General features: G+C 71.6%; 19 protein-coding genes and 2 pseudogenes. 18 read left to right on the top strand and 3 right to left on the bottom strand.

Features of this window, described 5'->3' with window-relative positions; genetic code table 11:
• The 12 genes and pseudogenes from ABZ464_RS46800 to ABZ464_RS46745 all read left to right on the top strand — a co-directional run.
• Window positions 1–440, top strand: a pseudogene (locus ABZ464_RS46800) (IS200/IS605 family accessory protein TnpB-related protein); the annotation flags it as partial.
• Between the two features lie 2 nt (window positions 441–442).
• A pseudogene (locus ABZ464_RS46795) lies at window positions 443–853 on the top strand (cupin domain-containing protein); the annotation flags it as partial.
• A gap of 97 nt (window positions 854–950) precedes the next feature.
• The gene (gene gatC / locus ABZ464_RS46790; protein ID WP_359288059.1) at window positions 951–1,247 is read left to right on the top strand and encodes an Asp-tRNA(Asn)/Glu-tRNA(Gln) amidotransferase subunit GatC; all 297 of its coding nucleotides are present in this window, start codon (window positions 951–953) and stop codon (window positions 1,245–1,247) included.
• A gap of 5 nt (window positions 1,248–1,252) precedes the next feature.
• Window positions 1,253–2,755, top strand: coding sequence for an Asp-tRNA(Asn)/Glu-tRNA(Gln) amidotransferase subunit GatA (gatA, locus tag ABZ464_RS46785; RefSeq protein WP_359288058.1), 1,503 nt, complete (start codon window positions 1,253–1,255; stop codon window positions 2,753–2,755).
• Window positions 2,752–2,991 carry a hypothetical protein gene (locus ABZ464_RS46780; RefSeq protein ID WP_067008367.1) on the top strand — a complete coding sequence of 80 codons (240 nt, stop codon included), beginning with the start codon at window positions 2,752–2,754 and terminating at the stop codon, window positions 2,989–2,991. The genes gatA and ABZ464_RS46780 overlap by 4 nt, the downstream gene beginning before the upstream one ends.
• 15 nt (window positions 2,992–3,006) lie before the next feature.
• A complete protein-coding gene (gatB, locus tag ABZ464_RS46775; protein WP_359288057.1) occupies window positions 3,007–4,521 on the top strand; it encodes an Asp-tRNA(Asn)/Glu-tRNA(Gln) amidotransferase subunit GatB in 1,515 nt (504 codons plus the stop codon).
• Window positions 4,522–4,607: 86 nt separating this feature from the next.
• Window positions 4,608–5,051: a hypothetical protein gene (locus ABZ464_RS46770; protein ID WP_359288056.1), complete on the top strand. Its 444-nt coding sequence runs from the start codon at window positions 4,608–4,610 to the stop codon at window positions 5,049–5,051.
• 189 nt (window positions 5,052–5,240) lie between these two features.
• Window positions 5,241–7,469, top strand: a complete 2,229-nt coding sequence (locus ABZ464_RS46765; protein ID WP_359288055.1) for an MMPL family transporter — start codon at window positions 5,241–5,243, stop codon at window positions 7,467–7,469.
• Window positions 7,447–8,022, top strand: coding sequence for a GNAT family protein (locus ABZ464_RS46760; protein WP_359288054.1), 576 nt, complete (start codon window positions 7,447–7,449; stop codon window positions 8,020–8,022). The genes ABZ464_RS46765 and ABZ464_RS46760 overlap by 23 nt, the downstream gene beginning before the upstream one ends.
• A gap of 36 nt (window positions 8,023–8,058) precedes the next feature.
• On the top strand, window positions 8,059–8,631 hold the full coding sequence (locus ABZ464_RS46755; protein WP_359288053.1) for a hypothetical protein: 573 nt from the start codon (window positions 8,059–8,061) through the stop codon (window positions 8,629–8,631).
• Window positions 8,632–8,829: 198 nt separating this feature from the next.
• On the top strand, window positions 8,830–9,090 hold the full coding sequence (locus ABZ464_RS46750) for a hypothetical protein (RefSeq protein ID WP_359288052.1): 261 nt from the start codon (window positions 8,830–8,832) through the stop codon (window positions 9,088–9,090).
• Window positions 9,091–9,257: 167 nt separating this feature from the next.
• A complete protein-coding gene (locus ABZ464_RS46745) occupies window positions 9,258–12,245 on the top strand; it encodes an AAA family ATPase (protein ID WP_359288061.1) in 2,988 nt (995 codons plus the stop codon).
• A 13-nt stretch (window positions 12,246–12,258) separates the two neighbouring features.
• Here ABZ464_RS46745 and ABZ464_RS46740 read toward each other — a convergent pair whose 3' ends face one another.
• Window positions 12,259–13,419, bottom strand: coding sequence for a PQQ-dependent sugar dehydrogenase (locus ABZ464_RS46740; protein ID WP_359288051.1), 1,161 nt, complete (start codon window positions 13,417–13,419; stop codon window positions 12,259–12,261).
• 124 nt (window positions 13,420–13,543) lie between these two features.
• A complete protein-coding gene (locus tag ABZ464_RS46735) occupies window positions 13,544–14,542 on the bottom strand; it encodes an aldo/keto reductase (protein WP_359288050.1) in 999 nt (332 codons plus the stop codon).
• Between the two features lie 298 nt (window positions 14,543–14,840).
• Between ABZ464_RS46735 and ABZ464_RS46730 the strand changes: the two genes are divergently transcribed.
• The 6 genes from ABZ464_RS46730 (at window position 14,841) to serA (ending at window position 24,833) form a co-directional block, all read left to right on the top strand.
• Window positions 14,841–15,815, top strand: coding sequence for a 2-hydroxyacid dehydrogenase (locus ABZ464_RS46730; RefSeq protein ID WP_359288049.1), 975 nt, complete (start codon window positions 14,841–14,843; stop codon window positions 15,813–15,815).
• Between the two features lie 368 nt (window positions 15,816–16,183).
• Entirely contained in the window at window positions 16,184–19,234 is a 3,051-nt protein-coding gene (locus ABZ464_RS46725; RefSeq protein WP_359288048.1) for an EAL domain-containing protein, read from the top strand.
• 245 nt (window positions 19,235–19,479) lie between these two features.
• On the top strand, window positions 19,480–21,324 hold the full coding sequence (locus tag ABZ464_RS46720) for an acetolactate synthase large subunit (RefSeq protein WP_359288047.1): 1,845 nt from the start codon (window positions 19,480–19,482) through the stop codon (window positions 21,322–21,324).
• A 32-nt stretch (window positions 21,325–21,356) separates the two neighbouring features.
• The gene (gene ilvN / locus ABZ464_RS46715) at window positions 21,357–21,881 is read left to right on the top strand and encodes an acetolactate synthase small subunit (RefSeq protein WP_359288046.1); all 525 of its coding nucleotides are present in this window, start codon (window positions 21,357–21,359) and stop codon (window positions 21,879–21,881) included.
• 132 nt (window positions 21,882–22,013) lie between these two features.
• Complete coding sequence (gene ilvC / locus ABZ464_RS46710; RefSeq protein ID WP_359288045.1) at window positions 22,014–23,012, top strand: ketol-acid reductoisomerase; 999 nt, start codon at window positions 22,014–22,016, stop codon at window positions 23,010–23,012.
• Window positions 23,013–23,243: 231 nt separating this feature from the next.
• Entirely contained in the window at window positions 23,244–24,833 is a 1,590-nt protein-coding gene (gene serA, locus ABZ464_RS46705; protein WP_359288044.1) for a phosphoglycerate dehydrogenase, read from the top strand.
• A 74-nt stretch (window positions 24,834–24,907) separates the two neighbouring features.
• Here serA and ABZ464_RS46700 read toward each other — a convergent pair whose 3' ends face one another.
• A complete protein-coding gene (locus ABZ464_RS46700) occupies window positions 24,908–26,416 on the bottom strand; it encodes an MFS transporter (RefSeq protein ID WP_359288043.1) in 1,509 nt (502 codons plus the stop codon).
• Between the last annotated feature and the right edge of the window lie 26 nt (window positions 26,417–26,442).

Below are 26,442 nucleotides of genomic sequence, written 5' to 3'. Positions count from 1 at the left end.
GCATGCCGACCGGCAGGCTCCGCGCCCGCCTGACCTCCATGGCCGATACCACCGGTATCACGGTCATCGCCGTGGACCCGGCCTACACCAGCAAGTGGGGCGCCCAGCACTGGCAAAAGCCCCTCACCGGCAAGACGCGCAAGACGACCCGTCACGATGCCGCAGGCATCGCGATCGGGCGGCGCGCCCAGGGGTACCCGATCCGGCGACGGACGACACCGCCCCGTGCACACCAGAGCGATGTGCACGGGCATCGGACCGTCCAGGCCGACCGGCGTGCCCCCGGGCGTGAGGGACCCCGCCCCCGCATCCCCGGACCACGGACCCGATCCGTGCCGCCGGACGCGGCGAGTACACGGGCGACCAGGACACCCAGAACCGTTCGGGACGTCCGCAGTGACCAGGCATGGGTCCAAGACTCACTCCTACTCACTGATTAGGAACGGTGAAGCTGCTCGCCGACAGCAGTGCCAGCGGCGGCGCGCTGTCCACCGTGCGCGTCACCCTCGGGGAGGGCGCCGACGGGGCCCGCCCCCATCTGCACCGCAACTCCGCCGAGATGTTCTACCTGCTCGACGGCGAGCTGGAGGTCCTCTCCGGCGACGACGTCGTCACCGCCGGACGCGGCGACCTCGTCATCGTCCCGCCGGGCCGCCCACACGCCTTCGCCGCCGCCCCCGGGAGCGCCGCCGACCTCCTGATCGTGATCGCACCCGGCGTGGAGCGCTTCGGCTACTTCCGTCACCTCCAGCGCATCCGCCTCGGCGAGGCCACCCCGGAGAGCCTCCTGGAGGTGCAGGAGCTCTACGACAACCACTTCCTGCGCAGCGAGACCTGGGACGGCCGACGCTGACCCGGCCCCCCGGCAGGCAAACCGTTTCACGGCCATGGGCCACCGCCCCCTAGGATTGGCCCCACATCACATTTCACTCACCCCAGAGGAACGCTGCATGCCTGGCATCACGCGCGAGGAGGTCGCCCACCTCGCCCGGCTGGCGCGTCTGGAGCTGAAGCCCGAAGAGCTCGACCACTTCGCGGGACAGCTGGACGACATCATCGGCGCGGTCGCCCGCGTCAGCGAGGTCTCCGACCAAGACGTACCGCCGACCTCGCACCCGCTCCCGCTGACCAACGTCATGCGTGCGGACGAGGTCCGTCCGTCGCTCACCCCCGAGCAGGCGCTCTCCGGCGCCCCGGCCCAGGAGCAGCAGCGTTTCAAGGTGCCGCAGATCCTGGGGGAGGACTAACCGCCATGACGGACAACGTCAACATCATCAAGCTCACCGCCGCCGAGACCGCCGCGAGGATCGCCTCCGGCGAGCTCACCGCCGTCCAGGTCGCCGAGGCCCACCTGGCCCGTATCGAGGCCGTCGACGAGAAGGTGCACGCCTTCCTGTACGTCGACCGCGAGGGCGCCCTCGCCCAGGCCCGTGCCGTGGATGAGAAGCGGGAGCGGGGCGAGAAGCTCGGTCCGCTGGCCGGCGTCCCGCTCGCGCTCAAGGACATCTTCACCACCGAGGGCGTGCCCACGACCGTCGGTTCGAAGATCCTCGAGGGCTGGATCCCGCCGTACGACGCGACCCTCACCAAGAAGCTGAAGGCCGCCGACGTCGTCATCCTCGGCAAGACCAACATGGACGAGTTCGCCATGGGGTCGAGCACGGAGAACAGCGCCTACGGGCCGACCGGCAACCCCTGGGATCTCACCAGGATCCCCGGTGGCTCGGGTGGCGGTTCGTCCGCCGCGCTCGCCTCCTTCCAGGCGCCCCTCGCCATCGGCACCGACACCGGCGGCTCCATCCGCCAGCCGGCCGCCGTCACCGGCACGGTCGGCGTGAAGCCGACGTACGGGGCCGTCTCGCGGTACGGCATGGTGGCGTTCTCGTCCTCCCTCGACCAGGGCGGGCCCTGCGCCCGTACGGTCCTGGACGCGGCGCTGCTGCACGAGGTGATCGCCGGGCACGACCCGCTCGACTCCACCTCGATCGACACCCCGGTCCCGCCGGTCGTCGAGGCCGCCCGCAACGGCAGCGTCGCCGGTATGCGCGTCGGCGTCGTCAAGCAGTTCCGCGGCGAGGGCTACCAGGCCGGCGTCATCCAGCGGTTCGACGAGTCCGTCGCGCTGCTGAAGGACCTGGGCGCGGAGATCGTCGAGCTGGACTGCCCGTCCTTCGACCTCGCCCTGTCGGCGTACTACCTCATCGCGCCGTCCGAGTGCTCCAGCAACCTCGCCCGTTTCGACGGGCTGCGCTACGGGCTCCGTACGGGCGACGACGGCGACCACTCGGCCGAGGAGGTCACCTCCCTCACCCGGGCGGAGGGCTTCGGGCCCGAGGTCAAGCGCCGGATCATGCTCGGCACGTACGCGCTGTCGAGCGGCTACTACGACGCCTACTACGGCTCCGCCCAGAAGGTCCGCACGCTCATCACACGCGACTTCGAGAAGGCCTTCGAGCAGGTCGACGTGATCGTCTCGCCGACCACGCCCACCACCGCCTTCCCGATCGGCGAGCGCGCCGACGACCCGATGGCGATGTACCTGGCCGACCTGTGCACCATCCCGACCAACCTCGCGGGCAACGCGGCGATGTCGCTGCCGTGCGGTCTCGCCCCCGAGGACAACCTCCCCGTGGGTCTGCAGATCATCGCCCCGGCGCTGAAGGACGACCGGCTGTACAAGGTCGGCGCCGCCGTCGAGGCCGCCTTCGTGGAAAAGTGGGGTCACCCGCTCCTCGAGGAGGCTCCGTCGCTGTGAGTGCACTGAACAAGGCCAAGGGCTTCAAGAAGTCCAAGTCCGGTACGTATCTGTCCATGGCCGGGACGGCCTTCGGCGCGATCGGCGTGGCCAAGCAGATCAAGAAGGCCCGCGCCGAGCACGACACGCTGCGGCTCATTGACGCCACCGTCTCCGCGGTCGCGATCGTCACCGGGCTCGCCATCCTGTACCGCGAGCTGAAGCGGCTGGGCGACGACGACGTCCTGCTGGGCTGAGAGGGAAGTTTCACCGTGACCACCACGACCGACCTGGTGTCGTACGAGGACGCTCTTGCGTCGTACGACCCTGTCATGGGCCTCGAAGTCCATGTCGAACTCGGCACCAAGACCAAGATGTTCTGCGGCTGTTCGACCGAGCTCGGTCAGGACGCCAACACGCAGACCTGTCCCACCTGCCTCGGCCTGCCGGGCTCGCTCCCGGTCGTCAACGCGACCGGCGTCGAGTCCGCGATCAGGATCGGTCTCGCGCTGAACTGTGAGATCGCCGAGTGGTGCCGCTTCGCCCGGAAGAACTACTTCTATCCGGACATGCCGAAGAACTTCCAGACCTCCCAGTACGACGAGCCGATCGCCTTCAACGGCTATCTCGACGTCCAGCTGGAGGACGGGGAGGTCTTCCGGGTGCAGATCGAGCGCGCCCACATGGAGGAGGACACCGGCAAGTCGACCCACGTGGGCGGCGCGACCGGCCGCATCCACGGCGCCTCGCACTCGCTGCTCGACTACAACCGCGCCGGCATCCCGCTGATCGAGATCGTCACCAAGCCGATCGAGGGCGCGGGCGAACGCGCTCCCGAGGTCGCGCGGGCGTACGTCCGTGAGCTGCGCGAGGTCATCAAGGCGCTCGGCGTGTCGGAAGCCCGCATGGAGATGGGCCAGATGCGCTGCGACGTGAACCTGTCGCTGCGCCCCAACGGCACCGAGAAGTTCGGCACGCGTTCCGAGACCAAGAACGTGAACTCGCTGCGGTCCGTGGAGCGCGCGGCCCGCTTCGAGATCCAGCGGCACGCGGCCGTTCTCGACGGCGGCGGCACGATCATCCAGGAGACCCGCCACTTCCACGAGGACACCGGGTCGACGACCTCGGGCCGCGTGAAGGAGGAGGCCGAGGACTACCGGTACTTCCCCGAGCCGGACCTGGTGCCGGTGGCCCCCTCCCGTGAGTGGGTCGAGGAGATCCGGGCGGCGCTCCCCGAGCTGCCGCTGGTCCGCCGTACCCGGCTGCTCGCCGAGTGGGGCATCTCCGCCACCGACATGCAGGCGATCCTCAACGCCGGCGCCCTGGACCCGATCGTCGCCACGATCGACGCCGGTGCCGACGCGGCCTCCGCCCGCAAGTGGTGGATGGGCGAACTGGCGCGCAGCGCCAACGAGGCGGGCACGTCGCTGGACGAGCTGGCCATCACCCCGGAGCAGGTCGCCCGGGTCACCGAGCTCGTCTCCAAGGGTGACCTGAACGACAAGCTGGCCCGTCAGGTCATCGAGGGCGTCCTCGCGGGCGAGGGCACCCCGGACGAGGTCGTCGACAAGCGCGGGCTGAAGGTCGTCTCCGACGAGGGCGCGCTGACCGCCGCCGTCGAGGAGGCCATCGCCGGCAACCCGGGCATCGCCGACAAGATCCGCGGCGGCAAGGTGGCCGCGGCCGGTGCCCTGGTCGGCGCCGTGATGAAGGCCACGCGCGGGCAGGCCGACGCGGCCCGCGTGAAGGAGCTGATCCTGGAGAAGCTGGGGGTCAGCGAGGGCTGACCTCGGGTAACCCCGGAGAGGGGGTGCGTCCGCTCAGGGCGCACCCCCTCTCGCGCTCTCAGCCGGAACCGCTACGCTCGCGCGCCATGAGTGCACGAACCGACTCAGAGCCACAGGGCGACATAGACGCCACGGATGCCACGGATGCCACGGATGACCCGGATGCCACGGGTGACGCGGACGAGGCAACCGGCTCCGACGATTCCGATCAGGCGGCCGACGCCGACGCCGACGACTTCGACGACGCCGACGACTTCGACGACGCCGACGACGAGTACGACTACGAGGAAGCCCGCCGTGCCCGCTGGACGGCGACCGCCACCGGAGCCCTCCTCACCCTCGCCGGCCTCGCCGCGTCCCTCATGCGCCTGGGCGGCACCGCCCCGGCCTTCGTCCCGGCCGCCTACGCCCTGGGCGCCGTCGTCTGCGCCGGCGCGGCCTTCCTGGGCTCCCGGGGCCGTACCCGGCGCGCGCTGTGGCTGCTCATCGCCGGCGTGATGGTGATGGCGTTCGGCGACCAGGCCGACTGACGCGGCGGACTGACGTGGGCTGACACCGCCGTCGTTATTGTCCTGTGATCTGCCTCCCACTCTTGTGAAAAGACACACGAACGCATCAAAGGATCTTCATCGCCTGCAAGAGTGGCCTCGCATTGCTCATACGTTCTTTGCGGGCTGTTTCCCGGTCAAAGATCCACAATTCACCCCGGGAGCACATCAGTGGCAGCCCTCGCAGGTTGGTGTGTCCGCAACCGCCTCGTCGCGGTGCTGCTCTGGCTTCTCGCTCTCGTCGGCACGGCCACCGCCGCCGTCGCCACCGGCTCCGCCTACTCCAACGACTACGAGGTCCCCGGCACCGAGTCCGGCCGCGCCACCCAGCTGCTCGCCGAGGGCTTCCCCACCCTGGGCGGCGACAGCGACACCGTCGTCTGGCACACCACGTCCGGCACCGTCCGCGCCGCCGACGTCGAACAGAGCATGACCCGCACGCTGGAGAAGATCGCCGACCTGCCCGGGGTGGCCTCCGTCGCCGGCCCCTACGGCGACCAGGGCGCCGCGCAGATCAGCAAGGACGGGCACACGGCGTACGCCACCGTCACCTTCGCCGACCGCGCCGAGGACATCGACGCCTCCGAGGCGCGGGCTGTCGTCAAGGCCGCCAAGGCCGCCGAGAGCGACGGACTCCAGGTCGAGCTGGGCGGCAGCGCGATCGCCCTCACCGAGTCCTCCGGAGGACATCTCGCCGAGATCGTCGGCGTGGCCGTGGCCGCCGTCGTGCTGTTCCTCGCCTTCGGCTCGCTCGCCGCCTCGCTGCTGCCCATCGCCACCGCCCTGGTCGGCGTCGGCACCGCCTACGCCGGCATCCAGCTCCTCGGGCACGCCATGACGGTCGCCGACTTCGCGCCGATGCTCGGCATGCTGGTCGGGCTCGGCGTCGGCATCGACTACGCGCTGTTCATCGTGACCCGCCACCGGCGCGGTCTGAAACGCGGCCTCACCGTCACCGAGGCCGCCACCGACGCCGTGGCGACGACCGGACGCGCGGTCGTCTTCGCGGGCGCCACGGTCTGCATAGCCCTGCTGGGCATGCTGATCCTGCGCCTGAACTTCCTGAACGGCGTCGCGATAGCGGCCTCCCTGACCGTCGTCCTCACCGTCGCCGCCTCCGTGACCCTGCTGCCCGCCCTGCTGGCGTGGATCGGCCCGCGCGCCCTCAGCCGCCGCGAACGCCGCCGGCTCGCCGAGCACGGGCCCGAGCCGGAGCTGCCCACCGGGTTCGCCGCCCGCTGGTCGGCGTTCGTCGAGCGCCACCCCAAGCTCCTCGGGGCGCTGGCCGTCGTCGTCATCGCCGTCCTCGCGCTGCCGACGTTCTCCCTGCGCCTCGGCACCTCCGACCAGGGCAACGACCCGAAGACCGCCACCACCCGCCAGGCCTACGACCTCGTGGCCGACGGATTCGGGCCGGGCGTGAACGGCCCGCTGACCCTGGTGACCCGGGTCGGCGGCGCCGAGGACAGGCTCGCCCTCGACAACCTCGACACCACCCTGCGCGCCACCGAGGGCGTGGCCTCGGTGACCCCGGTGACCTTCGACTCCGGCGGGCACCTCGCCTATCTCACCGTCGTACCGGAGTCCGCCCCGCAGTCCGGGAAGACCAGCGAGCTCGTCGACCGGCTGCGCGAGGAGGTGCTGCCCCGGGCCGAGGCCGGGACCTCCCTCGACGTCCAGGTGGGCGGCGTCACGGCGGGCTACGACGACTTCGCCGGGGTCATCGTCGGCAAGCTGCCGCTCTTCGTCGGCGTCGTCATCGGGCTCGGCTGTCTGCTGCTCCTGCTCGCCTTCCGGTCCGTCGGCATCCCGCTCAAGGCCGCCGCGATGAACGTGGCCGCCGTCGCCGCCGCCTTCGGGGTCGTCGTCGCGATCTTCCAGTGGGGCTGGGGGAGCGAGCTGCTGGGCCTCGGCCGGGCCGGGCCGATCGAGCCCTTCCTCCCGGTCATCATGGTGTCCGTCCTCTTCGGCCTCTCCATGGACTACCAGGTGTTCCTGGTCAGCCGCATGTACGAGGAGTGGCTGGAGACCGGCGACAACCGGCGGGCCGTACGGGTCGGCCTCGCCGAGACCAGCCGCGTGATCAACTCCGCCGCGGTCATCATGATCTCGGTGTTCCTCGCGTTCGTCCTCAGCGGCGACCGGGTGATCGCCATGTTCGGCATCGCGCTCGCCGCCGCCGTCGCCCTCGACGCCTTCGTCCTGCGCACCCTGCTGGTGCCGGCGCTGATGCATCTGCTCGGCGGCGCCAACTGGTGGCTGCCGCGCTGGCTCGACCGGCGCCTGCCCCGGATCAGCATCGAACCACCCGAGTGCCGCGCCGCCCATGAGAGGCTCATCGAGGTGGTCGAGGCGCTGGAGAAGGAGCGGGAGCCGGATGTACGCGATATCGCTGGGTGACGACGGAGCCGAACTGCGCCCCCTGGAGCCCTGGCACGCCGAGGAGCTCCTGGCGCACCTCGACCGGGGCCGGGAGTTCATCAACGAGTACGTCCCGTTCGGCTCGCAGGCCACCGACGTGGCCGGAGCGCGCGAGGTGCTCCAGCGGTACGCCCAGATGCGCGCCGACGACACCGGCTCCCTGCACGGGCTGTGGCTGGAGGGCAAGCTCGTCGGCGGGGTGCTGTTCCTGAACTTCGACGCGGAGAGCGGGAACTGCGAGGTCGGCTGCTGGCTGGAGCCCGCCGGCACCGGGCGCGGCCTGGTCACCCGGGCCATGCGGGTGCTGATCGACTTCGCCGTGGAGCGGCGCGGGATCCAGCGCGTCGAGTGGGTCGCCTCGGCGGGCAACACCAACAGTCTGAACGTGGCACGGCGGCTGGGGTTCACCCGCGACGGCGTCCGCCGCGAGGCCTACCCCTATCGTGGGGTGCGGCACGACCTCGAAGTGTGGTCCGTGCTGGCCCGGGAGTGGCGTGCCGCACACGCGCGTGCCGCTCACAACGATCATTAAGGGACCTCTCAGAGAGCGTCCGTACGGTGCGAGGTTATGGGAACCAAGACTGTTGACGAGGCCGCCGACGAGCAGACGGCGGACCTCACCAAGACCGACGCGTCCGACGACGTGACCGTGACCGACGCGGACGCCACGGACGACCACGAGGTCCTCGAGGACGGCCTCGACGCCGACCTCGACACCGGCCTCGACGACGCCGTCGCCAAGGAGGGCGCCACCGGCGTCGGCCAGGGCGCGGGCGCCGTCGTCTCCGCGGTGCTCGGCCTCGTGTCGCTCAGCGGCGGCTGGATCGGCACGATCGCGGGCGCCCGCCAGACCCTGGTCGGCCAGCTGCAGACCTCGTCGACCGCGAGCGTCGCCAACCAGATCCAGGCCGTCTACGGCGACGCCTGGCAGGCCACCGCCCTGTGGGCCGGCGTGTTCGCGCTGGTCGCCCTGGTCACCGGTGTCGTCGTGCTGGCCCGCCCCGCGTTCGGCAACGCCGGCCCGCAGGCCCCCTGGATCAAGTCGGTCTCCTGGGCCGGCGTGGTGCTCGGCGTGATCGGCCTGCTGCTGGCCGTCCTCAAGTACACCGACGCCCTGCTCGGCCTGCCCTCCGCAAGCTGAGTCCGCGCACGTCACGAGGGGCCTCAGGGCCGTCGTAAGCACCTTACGGCGGCCCTGGGGCCCCTCACGCACGTCTAAGGCCCCCGCCCACCGCCGAAGATGCGGAACTCTCCCGATGTGGCGGACCCCCCTCGGCGACGAGGGTTGAGGCAACGCGGCAGGCACCGCGCCGGCCCGCCGTCCCGAGGGGGAACCGCCATGTACGAGTACGAGATCCAGCAGGCCCGTGCCGCCGAGCTGCACCGCCGGGCCGCGCACGAGCGGCTGGCCCGCGAGGCCGCCCGCGGCCGCCGCGCCGCCCGTCGCGCGGCCCGCCGCGAGACCGCCGAGCGCACCGAAGGCGCCGCCCGTGCCGCTGGTGCCGCTGGTGCCGCTCGGGACGGCGAGGCCGACGGCGACGGCGCAGCCGTGTCCCCCGGCGCCCGGCCCCGAAGGCCCCGGTCCGCCCGCCCGGCATGACCGCCGTGGTCGGTCCGGAGGGCGGCCGCACAGGGGTCGGCCGCCCTCCGGCACCGAAGAGGACACCGATGAGGACACCGACTCGGGCACCGGCGAGGACAGGGCCCGTGCCGACGACGAAGGGCCCCACGCCGATAACGAGTGGGCCGGTGTCGTACTCGCGTGCGATGCTCGGCCCCGTGGAGACCAGGTCCGTCAGTCCCGTCTTCGTCGGCCGCCGCGACGAGCTCGGCATCCTCGACGACGCGCTCACCCGTGCCGCCGCGGGGGAGCCGCAGGCGTTCCTGATCGGCGGTGAGGCCGGGGTCGGCAAGACCCGCCTCGTCGAGGAGTACACGGCCGCCGCGGCGGGCCGGGGCGCCGTCGTCGCGCTCGGCGGCTGTGTCGAGATCGGCGCCGACGGGCTGCCCTTCGCCCCCTTCTCCACCGCGCTGCGCGCCCTGCGCCGCGCCCTGCCGGACGAACTGGCCGCCGCGGCGGCCGGGCAGGAGACGGAACTCGCCCGGCTGCTGCCCGAGATGGGGGAGACCCGGCCGGGGCGGCACGACGAGGAGGGCATGGCCCGCCTGTTCGAGCTCACCGCCCGCCTGCTGGAACGCGTCACCGCCGACCGCACGGTCGTGCTCGCCCTGGAGGACCTGCACTGGGCCGACGCCTCCACCCGCCATCTGCTCTCCTACCTGCTGCGCACCCTGCGCACCGGCCGCCTCGTCGTCCTCGCCACCTACCGCGCCGACGACATCCACCGACGCCACCCGCTGCGCCCCCTGCTCGCCGAACTCGACCGGCTGCGCACCCTGCGCCGCCTCGAACTCGGCCGTCTCACCCGCGAGGAGACGGGCCGTCAGATCGCCGGCATCATCGCCCAGGAACCCGACCCGGCCCAGGTCGACGACATCTTCGAACGCTCCGACGGCAACGCCTTCTTCGTCGAGGAACTCGCCGTCGCCGCCCACGAGGGCTGCTGCACCGGCCTCACCGACTCCCTGCGCGATCTGCTCCTGGTCCGGGTCGAGGCACTGCCCGAGACCGCCCAGCTCGTCACCCGGCTCGTCGCCGAGGGCGGCTCCACCGTCGAGTACCGGCTGCTGGAGGCCGTCGCCCGGCTCTCCGAGGACGAGCTGATCGCGGCGCTGCGGGCCGCCGTGGACGCCAACCTCCTGCTCGCCACCCCCGAGGGCGACGGCTACCGCTTCCGGCACTCCCTCGTCCGCGAGGCCGTCGGCGACGACCTGCTCCCCGGCGAACGCTCCCGCCTCAACCGCCGCTACGCCGAGGCCCTCGAAGCCCACCCGACGCTGGTCCCCGCTGACGAGCGCGTGATGCGGCTGGCCAGCTACTGGTACCACGCCCATGAACCGGCCAAGGCCCTGCCCGCCGTCCTGGACGCCTCCGTCGAGGCCCGCTCCCGGAGCGCCTACAGCGAGCAACTGCGGCTTCTGGAAAGGGCCATGGAGCTGTGGGACACGGCCCCCGAGGACGTACGGTCCAAGCTGCGCCCCGTCGACTACACCGAGGCCTACCCTCCCTGTGGCTGCGACCCCGCCACCACCCCGCTGCGCTACCTCGACCTCATGGCCGAGGCCGCCGTCGCCGGCCGTTTCTGCGGGGAACGCGAACGCGCCTTCAAGATCACCAAGCGGGCGCTGCGGCTCCTCGACGACGAGAACGACCCCCTGCGCTCCGCCTGGTTCTGGGTCCAGCGCTCCCGTCTGGTGCGCTCCCTGGGCCGGGGCAGCGGCCGCGAGGAACTGGCCCGCGCCCAGGACCTGGTCCGCGGCCTGCCGCCCAGCGAGGTGCACGCCCAGGTCCTCACCCGCGCCGCCAACTGGTCCATGATCCACTCACCCGGGCCCGAGGCGTACGACGACGCCGAGCGCGCGGTCGCGTACGCCCGGATGGTCGGCGCCCGCGAGACCGAGCTCGACGCCCGCCAGGTCCTCGGCACCCTCAGGGTCGACGCCGGCGACATCGAGACCGGGCTGGCCGAGATGTACGAGGTGAAGGAGCGGGCCCTGGCCGAGGACATCACGTCCGTCGCGCTCAGCGTCTACATCAACCTCCCCTCGGAACTGGAGGCGGTCGGCCGCTCCCGGGACGCGGTGACGCTCCTCGAGGAGGGCGTCGCCTTCGCCGGACGGCACGGACTGAACGACACCATGGCCTGGGTGTGCGGAAACCTCGCCGAGTCCCTGTTCTCCCTGGGCCGTTGGGACGAGTCCGCGGCCGCCTCCGCCGCGGTCGACGACCGGGTCGGGCAGGGCGTGTCGGCGCAGGGCATCCACGCCACCCGCCGCGCGGAACTCTCCCTGGCCCGAGGCGACTTCGCCGAGGTCGAACGCCAACTCGCCGCCGCCCAGGGCTTCTTCGGTGCCCATGAACGCGCCGCCCAGCACCACCTCCCGCTCACCCGGATCGCCGTCGCCCTGGCCGTCACCGAGGGCCGCCCCGCCGACGCCCGCGCCCACCTCGAACGCGCCCTGGAACCCGGCTTCCCGCCCGGCGCCCAGCGCTACGCCTGGCCCCTGCTGATCACCGCCGCCGAGGCCGGCCCCGATCTCCTGGACACCCTCCGCGAGGCCGCCAGGCCGGTCGCGGCGCTCGCCCCGGTCTGGCAGGCGCACGCAACCTGGCTCCGCGCCGAACTGCGGCGCGCCGAGGGCCGTACCGACCCGGCCGCCTGGTCCGAGGTGGTCACCGCCTTCGAGCAGCTGGAACGCCCCTACGACCTCGCCCGCACCCGGCACCGCCTCGCCGAGGCCCTGCTGGCGGCGGGCGACGAGGACCGTGACCGCGCGGCGGAACTCCTGCGCCTCGCCCACGCCGTCGCCGCCCACCTCGGCGCCCGCCCGCTCACCGACACGGTCACGGCCCTGGCCCAGCGGGCCCGTATCCCCCTCACCCCGCACAGCTCCGCGGACCCCGCCGACGCCCTCGGCCTCACCTCCCGTGAACGCGACGTCCTGCGTCTGGTCTGCGCCGGCCGCACCAACCGCCAGATCGCCGCCGAGCTCTTCATCTCCCCGAAGACGGCCAGCGTCCACGTCTCCCACATCCTCGCCAAGCTGGAGGTCTCGGGCCGGGGAGAGGCGGCGGCCCTGGCCCACCGGCTGGGGCTGTTCCTGCCGGAGCCGGGGGAGCGGGCGCTCGTATGACGGTGAGCGGCGCTCAGCTCACCTCCAGCTCCAGGATCCGGTCGTCGCCCTGCTTCGGGGCGCCGCGGCCGTCCGTGTTGCTGGTGGTGACCCAGAGCTTGTCGCCGCCCGCCGCGACCACCGTGCGCAGCCGGCCGTAGTCGCCCTGGAGGAAGGACTGGGGGTCGGCCGAGGCCTCGGTGCCCTTGAGGGGTATGCGCCACAGGCGCTGTCCCTTCAGACCGGCCATCCAGACCGAGCCCTCCGCGTAGGCGATGCCGCTGGGGGAGGCGTCGTCGGTGTGCCACTCGGCGATCGGGTTCACGTACCGCGCGTCGTCCGACTCGCCCTCGGCCGCCGGCCAGCCGTAGTCGCCGCCCGGCTCGATCGCGTTCAGCTCGTCCCAGGTGTCCTGGCCGAACTCCGAGGCGAACAGCCGCTGCCTGGAGTCCCAGGCCAGTCCCTGCACGTTCCGGTGGCCGTACGAGTACACCGGGGAGTCGGGGAAGGGGTTCCCGGGAGCCGGCTCGCCCTCGGGGGTCAGCCGCAGGATCTTGCCGCCCAGGGACTCCTTGTCCTGGGCCAGCCCCCGGTCGCCGCTCTCGCCCGTGCCGGCGTACAGCATCCCGTCGGGGCCGAAGGCGATCCGGCCGCCGTTGTGGATCACGCCCTTGGGGATGCCCTTGAAGACCGTGTCCGGCGCCCCCAGCTGATCCCCGGCGGGCCGCTTCGGGTCGTAGATCATCCGGACGATCCGGTTGTCCGAGACCGAGGTGAAGTACGCGTAGACCATGTGGTCCGAGGCGTAGTCGGGGGAGAGGGCGAGGCCGAGCAGCCCGCCCTCGCCGGCCGCGGAGACCCCCGGGACCTCGCCGACCTCGGTCTTCTTGCCGCTCGACTCGTCCACGTGTGTGATCGTGCCCTCGTCGCGGGAGGCCACCAGGAGTCCGCCCTCGGGGAGCGGGGCGAGGCCCCACGGCGAGTTCAGGCCCTCGGCGACCGTCCGCACGACCTTGACCGTGCCCTTCGCGGGCGGGGTCTCCTCGGCGCTCGGGGCGGAGGAACCCTGGACCGTCGTACGGCTCGCGGACGCGCTCGGGCCGGCCCCGGACGACCCTCCGTCGCCCGAGGAGCAGCCGGCCGTCCACAGCAGCGCACCCGCGGCCAGCCCGGCCGTCACCACTCGACGTCGCACGATCCCGCTCCCTTCGCCCCGGCGGTCCTGCGGCAGCTTCCACCTGTCCCTACGCGGAACCCGCCCCACAGGTTCCCGATCCCCGCCGGTCCCACCCGAAAGCGGCACCGGAACCCGGCGGCGCTCACTCCCACGATCCCTGCGCGGCGGGCAGCTCCGCCACCTCGGTCAGATCCCGGGGGGTGAGCCGCAGCCCGGCCGCCCCGGCGTTCTCCGCCACCCATCGCTCCTGCTTGGCCCCCGGCACCGGGACCACGTGCCGCCCCTGCGCCAGCACCCACGCCAGCGCGACCTGCGCCGCCGTCACCCCGTCCCCGTGCCGCGCGGCCACCCGGCGCAGACCGGCGACCACGGGCTGGTTCGCGGCCATCATCTCGGCGGTGAAACGGGGGTGCCGGGCCCGCATGTCGTCCGGTTCGAAACCCTCGCCCGGGGTCAGCGTGCCGGTGAGGAAACCATTCCCCAGCGGCATCGCGGCCAGAAAACCGACCCCGCGCTCCTCGCACCACGGCAGCAGGGTGTCCAGGGCCTCCGGCGACCACACCGACAGCTCCGCCTCCACCGCGCTCACCGGGAACACCTGCTGCAGCCGCCGCAACTGCCCGATCGTCGCGTCGTGCAGCCGCCCGCCCTGACGCCGGCCGCCCCGCGCGCCCACCGCGCACAGCCCCAACGCCCTGACCTTGCCCGCCCGGACGAGCTCCGCCATCGCGCCCCAGGTCTCCTCGACGGGGACCTCGGGGTCGGCGCGGTGCAGCTGGTACAGGTCGATGACCTCCGTCTGCAGCCGCCGCAGCGAGGCGTCGCAGGCCCGTCTCACGTACGCGGGGCGGCCGTTGGCCACGATGTGCTGCTCGCCCACGAGCAGACCGACCTTCGTCGACACGAACGCGTCCCCGCGCCGCTCCTTCAACACCCGCCCCAGTAACAGCTCGTTGGTGAACGGGCCGTACATGTCGGCCGTGTCCAACAGCGTCGAGCCCAGGTCCAGTGCCCGGTGCACCGCCCTCACCGACTCCTCGCCCCGCCGCCGGGACCCGCTGTAACCCCAGCTCATCGGCATGCACCCGAGTCCGACGGCCCCCACCGAGAGCGCCCCCGCGCCGATCGTCCTGCGCTCCACCTGCCCGCGACCCTCCCTTGACCCGACCCCCCAACCTAACCTCTGCACACGCGCGTACCTGAATTAGGGCCTCCCCGGCGGATCTTGCCGGAGACGCGGGGGCCGGCACGCGCATCTGCCGCGTTGTCGTCGGTTGTCGACTCCCCCACTCTCGGCTGCGCTCGAGCGGGGGACCCCCATCGCGTCGACGCCCTCCTCCGCCTTGCAGCTGCACGCCCCAGCCCCCGCTCACCCGAGCTGATCGGCTGCCGTCTATTTTCTCCGGCCAGATCCGCCGGGGAGGCCCTAGCCTCCTGGCATGAGCATCGACACACCCCGTGACGTATGGCTGCCCATCCCCCCGGAGGAGATCGACGGTCTCCCCGAAGGGTTCGACTACCTCTTCTGGGACGGGGGAGAGGACGGCGATCAGCCGTATCCCGGGGACCCCGCGGACTGCGTGGTGTACGTCGTGCCGTACATGAAGGCGCAGCGGGTGCGGGTGGGACCGCTGGCCGAGATGCGGCGGGTGCGGGTCGTGCAGACGCTCACCGCCGGGGTGGACGACATCACCGCACGGCTGGCGGACCTGCCCTCCGGTGTGCGGCTCTGCAACGCGCGCGGGGTGCACGAGGCGAGCACCGCCGAGCTGGCGCTCACGCTGACGCTCGCCGCGCTGCGGGGCATCCCGCAGTTCGTGCGGGCGCAGGAGCGGGGGCACTGGGAGGGCGGCTTCCATCCGGCGCTCGCCGACAAGAACGTGCTCATCGTCGGGTACGGGGCCATCGGCGCCGCCATCGAGGACCGGCTCGTTCCGTTCGAGGTGGCGCGGGTGGCGCGCGTCGCGCGCTCCCAGCGCACGACGGCGCGCGGTCTTGTGCATCCCTTCACCGAACTGCCCGCCCTCCTGCCCGAGGCGGACGTCGTCATCCTGTCCACCCCCCTCACCGAGACCACCCGAGGCCTGGTCGACACCGAGTTCCTGGCCTGGATGAAGGACGGCGCACTGCTGGTCAACGTCGCCCGCGGCCCGGTCGTCGAGACCAAGGCACTGCTCGCCGAGGTGGAGACCGGACGGATCACCGCCGCCCTGGATGTCACCGACCCCGAACCCCTGCCCCCCGCCCACCCGTTGTGGCGCGCGCCCGGCGTGCTGATCAGTCCCCACGTCGGCGGCCCCACCTCCGCCTTCCTGCCCCGCGCCAAGCGGCTGCTGGTGGACCAGTTGGGACGCTTCGTGAACCAGGAGCCTTTGCGCCACGTGATCCTCACGACGGGTACGGCAGCCGTGTAGTCCGGTTCCGGCACCCTCCGCAGTCCCCCGGGCGCGGTCCGTACGCATATGCCGATGATCGTCACGGAGCGTAGAGAACCTATGTCCCTGAGTGACGAGACTGGTGTATCGTCCCGACAGGGGCTGCGCCGCGACCTTTCGGCGCCTGGGACGGACATTTCAGACTTGTGAGGGGGGCGACGGGCGATGCACGGCCTATGGACGAACGATCCGACGCGGCGGAGCCGCCGGCGGCGGCCCTGGCGCACGGCCGCGCGCGGACGCGGTCACGACACTCACCCCGGCCATCACCACCGCAGGCACAGCGGCCGCAGGAAGCAGGCGCACCGGGCCCCGAGGGACCCGGCGCCGCGGACGTGGGGGCACCGGTGAGTACCCCGACGACCTCCACGACCCTCCTCGACGGAGTCGACCCGGCACCACGCGACCGGTCCCCGGCGAAGACGCCGCCGACCGGGCGCCCGTTCTTCGGAGCCGGCCCGAACCTGGTCCACCAACTGGTGCTGGCCCTCGTCTGCGCGGGATACGCCGTCGGTTCCGCGCTCGGCTGGGGCTCCGACGAACTCGCCCTGATCATGGGCGACTTCGGACTGACCGCCGCGGCGGGCGCCGCCGCCGTCTCCTGCTTCCTCTACGCGCGCACCCGCCGCGTCCGCTTTCGACCCGCCTGGCTGCTCTTCGGGCTCTCCTCGGCGATGGCCGCCCTGGGCAATCTGGTCTGGGGGTGGTACGAGGTCGTCCTCGGGCGTCCCGTGCCCAGCCCCAGCTACGCCGACCTGTTCTTCCTGTGCTTCGCGCCCCCCGCGATCGTGGGGCTGCTGGTGCTGGCCGCCCGGCCCGTCACCAAGGCCGGCTGGGTCTGCCTGGTGCTGGACGCCTGGCTGATCGCCGGCTCGCTGCTCACGCTCTCCTGGAGCCTCGCCCTCGCGCAGGCCGCGAAGTTCGACGGACCGAGCGTGGCGCACGCGGCGCTGTCGCTGGCGTACCCGCTGCTCGACATCGCCCTGGTGAGCATGGTGCTCGTCCTGCACTTCAGAAGGGCCTACGTGAACCGCACGGCGGTCAACACGGCCGTCGGCGCGCTCGCGCTGACCGTGATGTGCGACGCCCTGTTCACCTCACCCCTCATGCACAACAACTACCACTCGGGCCAGCTCCTCGACGCCGGCTGGTTCGCGGGTTCCCTGCTCCTGGCGTACGCCCCCTGGGCCGCCTCCCGGCAGCAGCGCCCCGCCGACGAGGGACACACACGCGTGGTCCACGAACACGTACCGAGACACCGCCCCGGCGGACACCCGCACGCGGCCCCGCACCCCTCCGCGAACCCGCACCCACCCGCCGCGCAGGCACCCCCGCAGGGCGGTGACCACGCCCGTTACCCGGCCAACCGGCCCATCACCGGTTCCCTCGCCGCCCTCACCCCGTACCTCGCCGCCGCCGTCTGCACCCTGGGGATCCTCTACAACGTCCTCAACGGCCGCAGCGTCGACCGCGTGGTGCTGCTGACCGGTGGCGCGGTCGTGCTCGCCCTCGTGGTGCGCCAGGGGATCATGCTGCTGGACAACATCACCCTCACCCAGGAGCTGGCGCAGAAGGAGAACCACTTCCGCTCCCTGGTGCAGGGCTCCAGCGACGTCATCATGATCGCCGCCCCCAGCGGCATCCTGCGATACGTCTCCCCGGCCGCCGCCGGGGTCTACGGACGGCCCGCCGAAGCCCTGGTGGGCACCGAGCTGGCCGACCTCATCCACCCCGAGGACCTGGGCTGCGTGGTGCACGAGGTGCGCCGCTTCCTCGCCGCCAGCCCCCAGGACGAGCCCACCACCCGCATCGAGTGCCGCTTCCGCTCCGGCGGCGGGGGAGGCTGGCTCAACGTCGAGTCCACGGTCAACCGCCACCACGGCGGCCTGATCTTCAACAGCCGGGACGTCACCGAACGGGTCCGCCTGCAGGCCCAGCTCCAGCACAACGCCGAGCACGACCCGCTCACCGACCTGCCCAACCGCGCCCTGTTCACCCGGCGCGTCCAGCAGGCCCTGTCCGGCCGCCGCAGCTCCGACCGGGGCGCCGCCCTGCGCAACACCGCCGTCCTCTTCATCGACCTCGACGGCTTCAAGGCGGTCAACGACACCATCGGGCACCAGGCCGGGGACGCGCTCCTCGTCCAGGCCGCCCGCCGGCTCCAGGACGCCGTCCGCAAGGGCGACACCGCGTCCCGGCTGGGTGGCGACGAGTTCGCCGCGCTGATCGTCGGCGACACCACCCGCGACCGGGCCGCACGGGAGCGGCACATCCTGGAGCTCGCCGACCGCCTCAGGATCACCCTCTCCCAGCCCTATCTGATCGATGGCAACGACGTCAGGGTGGCCGCCTCCATCGGGGTCGCCTTCGCCGAACCGGGCCTCGGCGCGGGCGAGATCCTGCGCAACGCCGACCTCGCGATGTACCGCGCCAAGGCGGGCGGCAAGGGCCGGGTCGAGCTGTACAAGCCACAGATGCAGCAGGACGTCGTACGCAAGGCGGAGCTCGCCACACGGCTGCGGGCCGCACTGCACGACGGCGAGTTCGCCCTGCTGCACCAGCCCGTGGTCCGCCTCGACGACGGCCGGATCTCCTCGGTCGCCGCCCAGGCGCGCTGGCGCTCCTCCCAAGGGGTGCTGTTCACGCCCGCAGAGTTCCTGCGGGTCGCCGAGGACAGCGACAGAACCGCCGAACTCGGCCGCTGGATCCTGGAGGAGGCCGTGGAACAGGCCGCCGACCGGACCGCGAGCGGACTCACCGTCCCCGTCGCCGTGCGCATGAGCGCCCGGCGGCTGCTGGACCGGTCGATGCCGCTGGGCTCCGTGGAGGCCCTGCTCACCCGGCACGGGCTGCCCTCCGGATCACTGGTGATCGAACTGGCCGACCTGGACCAGAAGGTGTCCCTGGACGAACTGGAGCGCCGTCTGGGCGCGCTGCGCCGGCTCGGCGTCCGGATCGCCCTCGACGGCTTCGGCGGCGGCTACGGCGCCCTCACCGCGCTGCGCCGGCTCCCCGTCGACGTCCTCAAACTCGACCGCTCCCTGGTCGAGGGGGTCGTGGAGTCCGCGCGACTGCACAAGATCACCAGTGGGCTGCTGCGGATCGCCTGCGACCTCGGGCTGCAGTCCGTGGCCGACGGCGTGGACCTGCCCGAGCAGGTCGTGGCCCTGCGCGCGATGGGCTGCACACACGGCCAGGGCATGGCGTTCTCCGGGCCGCTCGACGAGTACCGGCTGCGCCGGGCGCTCGCGACGGGCCGCTACTCGGTGCCGCACGGCCCCGTGGAACCCGCGTTCGCGGGCGGCGCCCCAGGGGTGTACACCAGTGGGGTAACCGCCGTTCTGGGGAGCGGAAGTGCCCATCGCTCACATACTGAGACTCCTGTCCCACCCACTTGACAGTCGGTGCGCGCCAGGGGGAGGGTCAATGCCATGCGCACCCGAATTCTCGTACTTGGAAAGCGCGTCGGCTGAAGCTGGTGACGCCCGGAAGGACCCGGACTCCCAGCGACCCACACCCGGCGCGCTCCCCTCGCTTGCCTTTCGGCACGAGGGGTTTTTTGTTGCACAAAACGCAGTGAACCCGCAGTAGAACCCGCAGTAGAACCCGCAGTGAAACCCTCAGCATCGAGAAGAGAATGCCGATGACCGAGCAGGCCACCGGGGCTCATCCCCAGCCCCGGCCCCGATCCGGAGGACACTCCGCCACCGTCGAGCACGTCACGGGCGCGCAGTCCCTCATCCGCTCCCTCGAGGAGGTCGGCGCCGAGACGGTATTCGGCATTCCGGGCGGCACGATCCTTCCCGCCTACGACCCGATGATGGACTCCACCCGGGTCCGTCACGTCCTGGTCCGCCACGAGCAGGGCGCCGGCCACGCGGCCACCGGCTACGCGCAGGCCACCGGCAAGGTCGGCGTCTGCATGGCGACGAGCGGCCCCGGCGCCACCAACCTGGTCACGCCCATCGCCGACGCGAACATGGACTCGGTGCCGCTCGTGGCGATCACCGGGCAGGTCGTGTCCAAGGCGATCGGCACGGACGCCTTCCAGGAGGCGGACATCGTCGGCATCACCATGCCGATCACCAAGCACAGCTTCCTGGTCACCAAGGCCGAGGACATCCCGCGGGTGATCGCGCAGGCCTTCCACATCGCCTCCACCGGCCGCCCCGGCCCGGTCCTGGTCGACATCCCCAAGGACATCCTCCAGGCGAAGACCACCTTCTCCTGGCCGCCCACCATGGACCTGCCCGGCTACCGCCCGGTGACCAAGCCGCACGCCAAGCAGATCCGCGAGGCCGCCAAGCTGATCACCGCCGCCAAGCGGCCGATCCTGTACGTCGGCGGCGGTGTCCTCAAGGCCGGCGCCACCGCCGAGCTGAAGGTCCTCGCCGAGCTGACCGGCGCGCCCGTCACCACCACGCTGATGGCGCTGGGCGCGTTCCCCGACAGCCACCCGCAGCACCTGGGCATGCCCGGCATGCACGGCTCGGTGGCCGCGGTCACCGGTCTGCAGAAGGCCGACCTGATCGTCGCCCTCGGCGCCCGCTTCGACGACCGCGTGACCGGCAAGCTCGACAGCTTCGCGCCGTACGCCAAGATCGTCCACGCGGACATCGACCCGGCCGAGATCGGCAAGAACCGCACCGCCGACGTGCCGATCGTGGGCGACGCCCGCGAGGTCATCGCCGATCTGATCCAGGCGGTCCAGAAGGAGCACAGCGAGGGCCAGCCCGGCGACTACACCGCCTGGTGGAAGGACCTCGACCGCTGGCGCGAGACCTACCCGCTCGGCTACGACCAGCCCGCCGACGGCTCGCTCTCCCCGCAGCAGGTCATCGAGCGCATCGGCCGGCTCGCCCCCGAGGGCACGATCTTCGCGGCGGGCGTCGGCCAGCACCAGATGTGGGCCGCCCACTTCATCCAGTACGACAAGCCCGCCACCTGGCTGAACTCCGGCGGCGCGGGCACCATGGGCTACGCGGTCCCGGCCGCGATGGGCGCCAAGGCCGGCGCGCCGGACAGGACCGTCTGGGCGATCGACGGCGACGGCTGCTTCCAGATGACCAACCAGGAACTCACCACCTGCGCCCTGAACAACATCCCGATCAAGGTCGCCATCATCAACAACGGCGCCCTCGGGATGGTCCGCCAGTGGCAGACCCTGTTCTACAACCAGCGGTACTCCAACACCGTGCTGCACTCCGGGCCGAACGACGTCAACCCGGACGCCCGCGGCACCCGCGTCCCCGACTTCGTGAAGCTGTCGGAGGCCATGGGCTGCCACGCGATCCGCTGCGAGTCCCCCGACGACCTCGACAAGGTCATCGAGGAGGCGAACTCCATCAACGACCGCCCCGTCGTCATCGACTTCATCGTCCACGAGGACGCGATGGTCTGGCCGATGGTCGCCGCCGGCACCTCCAACGACGAGATCATGGCCGCCCGGGACGTCCGCCCCGACTTCGGCGACAACGAAGACGACTGAGCCGCGAAGACGCAGAGAGAGACGCAACGAACATGTCCAAGCACACGCTCTCCGTCCTGGTGGAGAACAAGCCGGGCATCCTGGCCCGGATCGCCGCCCTGTTCTCCCGCCGAGGCTTCAACATCGACTCGCTCGCCGTCGGCGTCACCGAGCACCCCGACATCTCCCGCATCACCATCGTGGTGAGCGTCGAGGCACTGCCGCTGGAGCAGGTCACCAAGCAGCTCAACAAGCTCGTCGAGGTGCTGAAGATCGTCGAGCTGGAGCCGGGCCAGGCCGTCCACCGTGAACTCGTTCTGGTGAAGGTCCGCGCCGACAACGAGACGCGCTCCCAGATCGTCGAGATCGTCCAGCTGTTCCGCGCCAAGACCGTGGACGTCTCCCCGGAGGCCGTGACCATCGAGGCCACCGGCAGCAGCGACAAGCTGTCCGCCATGCTCAAGATGCTGGAACCGTACGGCATCAAGGAGCTGGTCCAGTCCGGCACGATCGCGATCGGCCGCGGCGCCCGTTCGATCACGGACCGCTCGCTGCGCGCGCTCGACCGGTCGGCATAAGACTGGATCCGTAAGGCTGGAAGCGGGCGGTCGGGTGACCCCGGCCGCCCGTATACCGAGACCCCGAAACTTCACTTCCGCCCGCCGTCATACGGTGGGACGCAACACCTGCACACAAGGAGAGAACCCAAAGTGGCCGAGCTGTTCTACGACGCCGACGCCGACCTGTCCATCATCCAGGGCCGCAAGGTTGCGGTCATCGGGTACGGCAGCCAGGGCCACGCCCACGCGCTGTCGCTCCGTGACTCGGGTGTCGACGTCCGCGTCGGTCTGCACGAGGGCTCCAAGTCCAAGGCCAAGGCCGAGGAGCAGGGCCTGCGCGTGGTGACCCCCGCCGAGGCCGCCGCCGAGGCCGACGTCATCATGATCCTCATCCCGGACCCGATCCAGGCCCAGGTCTACGAGGAGTCCATCGCCCCGAACCTGAACGACGGCGACGCGCTGTTCTTCGCGCACGGCTTCAACGTCCGCTTCGGCTTCATCAAGGCCCCGGCCGGCGTCGACGTCGCCCTGGTCGCCCCGAAGGGCCCGGGTCACCTGGTCCGCCGCCAGTACGAGGAGGGCCGCGGCGTCCCCGCGATCGCCGCCGTCGAGCAGGACGCGACCGGAGGCGCCTTCGCGCTCGCCCTGTCGTACGCCAAGGCCATCGGCGGCACCCGCGCCGGTGTCATCAAGACCACCTTCACCGAGGAGACCGAGACCGACCTGTTCGGTGAACAGGCCGTTCTCTGCGGTGGCACCTCGGCCCTGGTCAAGGCGGGCTTCGAGACCCTGGTCGAGGCCGGCTACCAGCCGGAGATCGCCTACTTCGAGTGCCTGCACGAGCTGAAGCTGATCGTGGACCTCATGTACGAGGGCGGCCTCGAGAAGATGCGCTGGAGCGTCTCCGAGACCGCCGAGTGGGGCGACTACATCACCGGCCCGCGCATCATCACCGACGCCACCAAGGCCGAGATGAAGCAGGTCCTCGCCGAGATCCAGGACGGCACCTTCGCCCAGAACTGGATGGACGAGTACCACGGCGGTCTGAAGAAGTACAACGAGTACAAGACGGCCGACTCCGAGCACCTGCTGGAGACCACCGGCAAGCAGCTCCGCAAGCTGATGAGCTGGGTGAACGAGGAGGCGTAAGCCTCACGCGAGAGGGCCGGGGCACGCTGCTCCGGCCCTTTTGGCCATCCCGTCCGACCCCGGACGGGTGATCCTTCCGCGGAGGCGTGAGGCGACCTCCGTGGCAGCACTACACTGCTGCCTATATACGCGTTCAGGCCCACAGCGTCGTGCGCTTCACGCGGCTAGCCCCTCCTCCGCCTGCGGCCGTCGGGACGGCCGTCCGCATGCTTTGGACTTGTGAGGACTCACGTGAGCTCGAAACCCGTCGTACTCATCGCTGAAGAGCTGTCGCCCGCGACCGTGGACGCACTTGGCCCGGACTTCGAGATCCGGCACTGCAACGGAGCGGACCGAGCCGAGCTGCTCCCCGCCATCGCCGACGTCGACGCGATCCTGATCCGCTCGGCCACCAAGGTGGACGCCGAGGCGATCGCCGCCGCCGGCAAGCTGAAGGTGGTCGCGCGCGCCGGCGTCGGCCTGGACAACGTCGACGTCTCCGCCGCCACCAAGGCCGGCGTGATGGTCGTCAACGCCCCCACCTCCAACATCGTGACCGCCGCCGAGCTGGCCTGCGGTCTCCTCCTCGCCACCGCCCGCCACATTCCGCAGGCCAACGCCGCGCTGAAGAACGGCGAGTGGAAGCGCAGCAAGTACACCGGCGTGGAGCTGGCCGAGAAGACCCTCGGTGTCGTGGGTCTGGGCCGGATCGGCGCCCTCGTCGCGCAGCGCATGTCCGCCTTCGGGATGAAGGTCGTCGCCTACGACCCCTACATCCAGCCCGCCCGCGCCGCCCAGATGGGCGTGAAGGTGCTCTCGCTGGACGAGCTGCTCGAGGTCTCCGACTTCATCACCGTGCACCTGCCGAAGACCCCCGAGACGGTCGGTCTGATCGGGGACGAGGCGCTGCGCAAGGTCAAGCCGACCGTGCGGATCGTCAACGCCGCACGCGGCGGGATCGTCGACGAGCAGGCGCTGTACTCCGCCCTCAAGGAGGGCCGGGTCGCCGGTGCCGGCCTCGACGTGTACGCGAAGGAGCCCTGCACGGACTCCCCGCTGTTCGAGTTCGACCAGGTCATCTCCACCCCGCACCTCGGCGCCTCCACCGACGAGGCCCAGGAGAAGGCCGGTATCGCCGTCGCCCGCTCGGTGCGCCTCGCGCTCGCCGGTGAGCTCGTGCCGGACGCGGTCAACGTCCAGGGCGGTGTCATCGCCGAGGACGTCAAGCCGGGCCTGCCGCTCGCCGAGCGCCTCGGCCGCATCTTCACCGCGCTCGCCGGCGAGGTCGCGGTCCGCCTCGACGTCGAGGTCTACGGCGAGATCACCCAGCACGACGTGAAGGTGCTGGAGCTGTCCGCCCTCAAGGGCGTCTTCGAGGACGTCGTCGAGGAGACGGTCTCCTACGTCAACGCGCCGCTGTTCGCCCAGGAGCGCGGTGTCGAGGTGCGCCTCACCACCAGCTCCGAGTCGGCCGACCACCGCAATGTCGTGACGGTGCGTGGCACGCTCTCGGACGGCGAGGAGGTGTCGGTCTCCGGCACGCTGGCCGGTCCGAAGCACCTGCAGAAGATCGTCGCGGTCGGCGACTACGACGTCGACCTGGCCCTCGCCGACCACATGGTCGTCCTCAAGTACGAGGACCGTCCCGGTGTCGTCGGCACCGTCGGCCGGATCTTCGGCGAGGCGGGCATCAACATCGCCGGTATGCAGGTCGCCCGTGCGGCGGCGGGCGGCGAGGCGCTGGCCGTCCTGACCGTCGACGACACGGTGCCGGCCGCCGTGCTGACCGAGGTCGCCACGGAGATCGGCGCCACGTCCGCTCGCGCGGTGAACCTGGCCTAGCGGCCGGTAGTCCTCACACACGAACGCCGGACGGGCTGAAACAGCCCGTCCGGCGTTCGTGTGTGCCCGTCGCCTCACTTCACGTGGATCCGCCGCAGGCTCACCGTCGCCGCCACCGCCGCCCCCGCCAGCAGCACCGCCCCGGCGATCGCCGCGCCCTGCATCCCGCTGGTGAACGCCTCCCGTGCCGCCGTGGCCAGTCCGGGGACCCGGTCGGCGACCGCCAGCGCGCCGCCCAGGGTCTCCCGGGCCGGGGCGGGCGCCGAGGACGGGATCTCGTGGCGGTAGATCGCCGTGCCGATGGAGCCGAGGACCGCCATGCCGAGGGCGCCGCCGAACTCGGCGCCGGTCTCCAGCAGGGAGGAGGCGGAGCCGGCCCGCTCGGCCGGGGCCGCGCCCATCGCCAGGTCCGTCATCTGGGAGATCACCATGACGATCCCGGAGGCGAGGACCCCGCAGGCGGCCAGCACGAGCCACATCGAGTCGGTGCCGGCGAGGGCGAGCAGGGCGTAACCGGCCGCGGCGATCGCGAAGCCCGCCGTCACGACGTAGGCCCGGTTGACGCCCTTCTGGACCAGTGCGGTCGCCAGCGGGGCGGCCATGCCGATCGGCACCGACGGGAGCAGCGCCCACAGCGCGGCCTCCAGGGCGCTCTTGCCGAGCACCGACTGCAGATACTGCGTGGTGAAGAAGGCCGAGCCCATCATCCCGAACGAGGAGACCAGGTTCAGGACGACCGCGGGGGCGAAGCCGGGGCCGCGGAACAGGGCCGGGGAGATCATCGGGTCCGCGGCGGTGCGCTGGCGGTGGACGAAGAGGGCGGCGAAGAGCAGGCCGACGGTGATCGAGACGACGTACGGCGCGTGCCAGCCCTCGGAGGGGATCTCCTTGAGGCCGTAGACGACGGGGAGCACGGCGGCCATCGACAGCGGGACGCTCGGCCAGTCGAAGCGGCCGGGGTTCGGGTCCCTGGACTCGGGCAGCAGGACCGGGCCGAGGACCAGCAGCAGGGCCATCGCGGGCAGGTTCACCAGGAAGACGGAGCCCCACCAGAAGTACTCGACGAGGATCCCGCTCATCACCGAGCCGAGCGCCACCCCGGCGGTCATGACCCCCGACCACAGGCCGATCGCCTTCGCGCGCTGCGCCGGGTCGGTGAACATCGTGCGGATCAGGGCCATCGTCGACGGCATCAGGGTCGCCCCGCCGACGCCGAGGAGCGCGCGGGCGGCGATCAGGGTCTCGGCGCTGTCTGCGTAGGCCGCGAGCAGTGAGGCGGCGCCGAAGGCGGTGGCGCCGGCGAGCAGGAGCCTGCGGCGGCCGATACGGTCGCCGAGCGAGCCCATCGTCATCAGCAGGCCGGCCAGGACGAACGCGTAGATGTCGAAGATCCACAGCTGCTGGGTGCCGCTCGGCTCCAGGTCCGCGTTGATCGCGGGGATCGCGAAGTAGAGGACCGAGACGTCCATCGAGACCAGCAGCAGCGGAAGCATCAGAACGCCGAGGGCGGTCCATTCCCGGCGGCCGGCCCGTCCGGGCGGGGGTGTGGTGGTGCTCGTCGAGTGCGTCGTCGAGTTCGTCATGCCAAGAAATGTACGGGCGTCTTAAA

The sequence above is a fragment of the Streptomyces sp. NPDC005820 genome (assembly GCF_040630255.1).
Classification (GTDB): Bacteria; Actinomycetota; Actinomycetes; order Streptomycetales; family Streptomycetaceae; genus Streptomyces.
Note: the sequence above shows the minus strand (reverse complement) of the source record. Positions and strands in the feature narration are given on the sequence as shown.

Excerpts from the sequence above, each read along its gene's own strand:
- gatC (WP_359288059.1), top strand. The coding sequence starts at position 951 with ATGCCTGGCATCACGCGCGAGGAGGTCGCCCACCTCGCCCGGCTGGCG.
- gatA (WP_359288058.1), top strand. The coding sequence starts at position 1,253 with ATGACGGACAACGTCAACATCATCAAGCTCACCGCCGCCGAGACCGCC.
- ABZ464_RS46770 (WP_359288056.1), top strand. The coding sequence starts at position 4,608 with ATGAGTGCACGAACCGACTCAGAGCCACAGGGCGACATAGACGCCACG.
- ABZ464_RS46760 (WP_359288054.1), top strand. The coding sequence starts at position 7,447 with ATGTACGCGATATCGCTGGGTGACGACGGAGCCGAACTGCGCCCCCTG.
- ABZ464_RS46755 (WP_359288053.1), top strand. The coding sequence starts at position 8,059 with ATGGGAACCAAGACTGTTGACGAGGCCGCCGACGAGCAGACGGCGGAC.
- ABZ464_RS46750 (WP_359288052.1), top strand. The coding sequence starts at position 8,830 with ATGTACGAGTACGAGATCCAGCAGGCCCGTGCCGCCGAGCTGCACCGC.
- ABZ464_RS46745 (WP_359288061.1), top strand. The coding sequence starts at position 9,258 with ATGCTCGGCCCCGTGGAGACCAGGTCCGTCAGTCCCGTCTTCGTCGGC.
- ABZ464_RS46730 (WP_359288049.1), top strand. The coding sequence starts at position 14,841 with ATGAGCATCGACACACCCCGTGACGTATGGCTGCCCATCCCCCCGGAG.
- ABZ464_RS46720 (WP_359288047.1), top strand. The coding sequence starts at position 19,480 with ATGACCGAGCAGGCCACCGGGGCTCATCCCCAGCCCCGGCCCCGATCC.
- ilvN (WP_359288046.1), top strand. The coding sequence starts at position 21,357 with ATGTCCAAGCACACGCTCTCCGTCCTGGTGGAGAACAAGCCGGGCATC.
- ABZ464_RS46700 (WP_359288043.1), bottom strand. The coding sequence starts at position 26,416 with ATGACGAACTCGACGACGCACTCGACGAGCACCACCACACCCCCGCCC.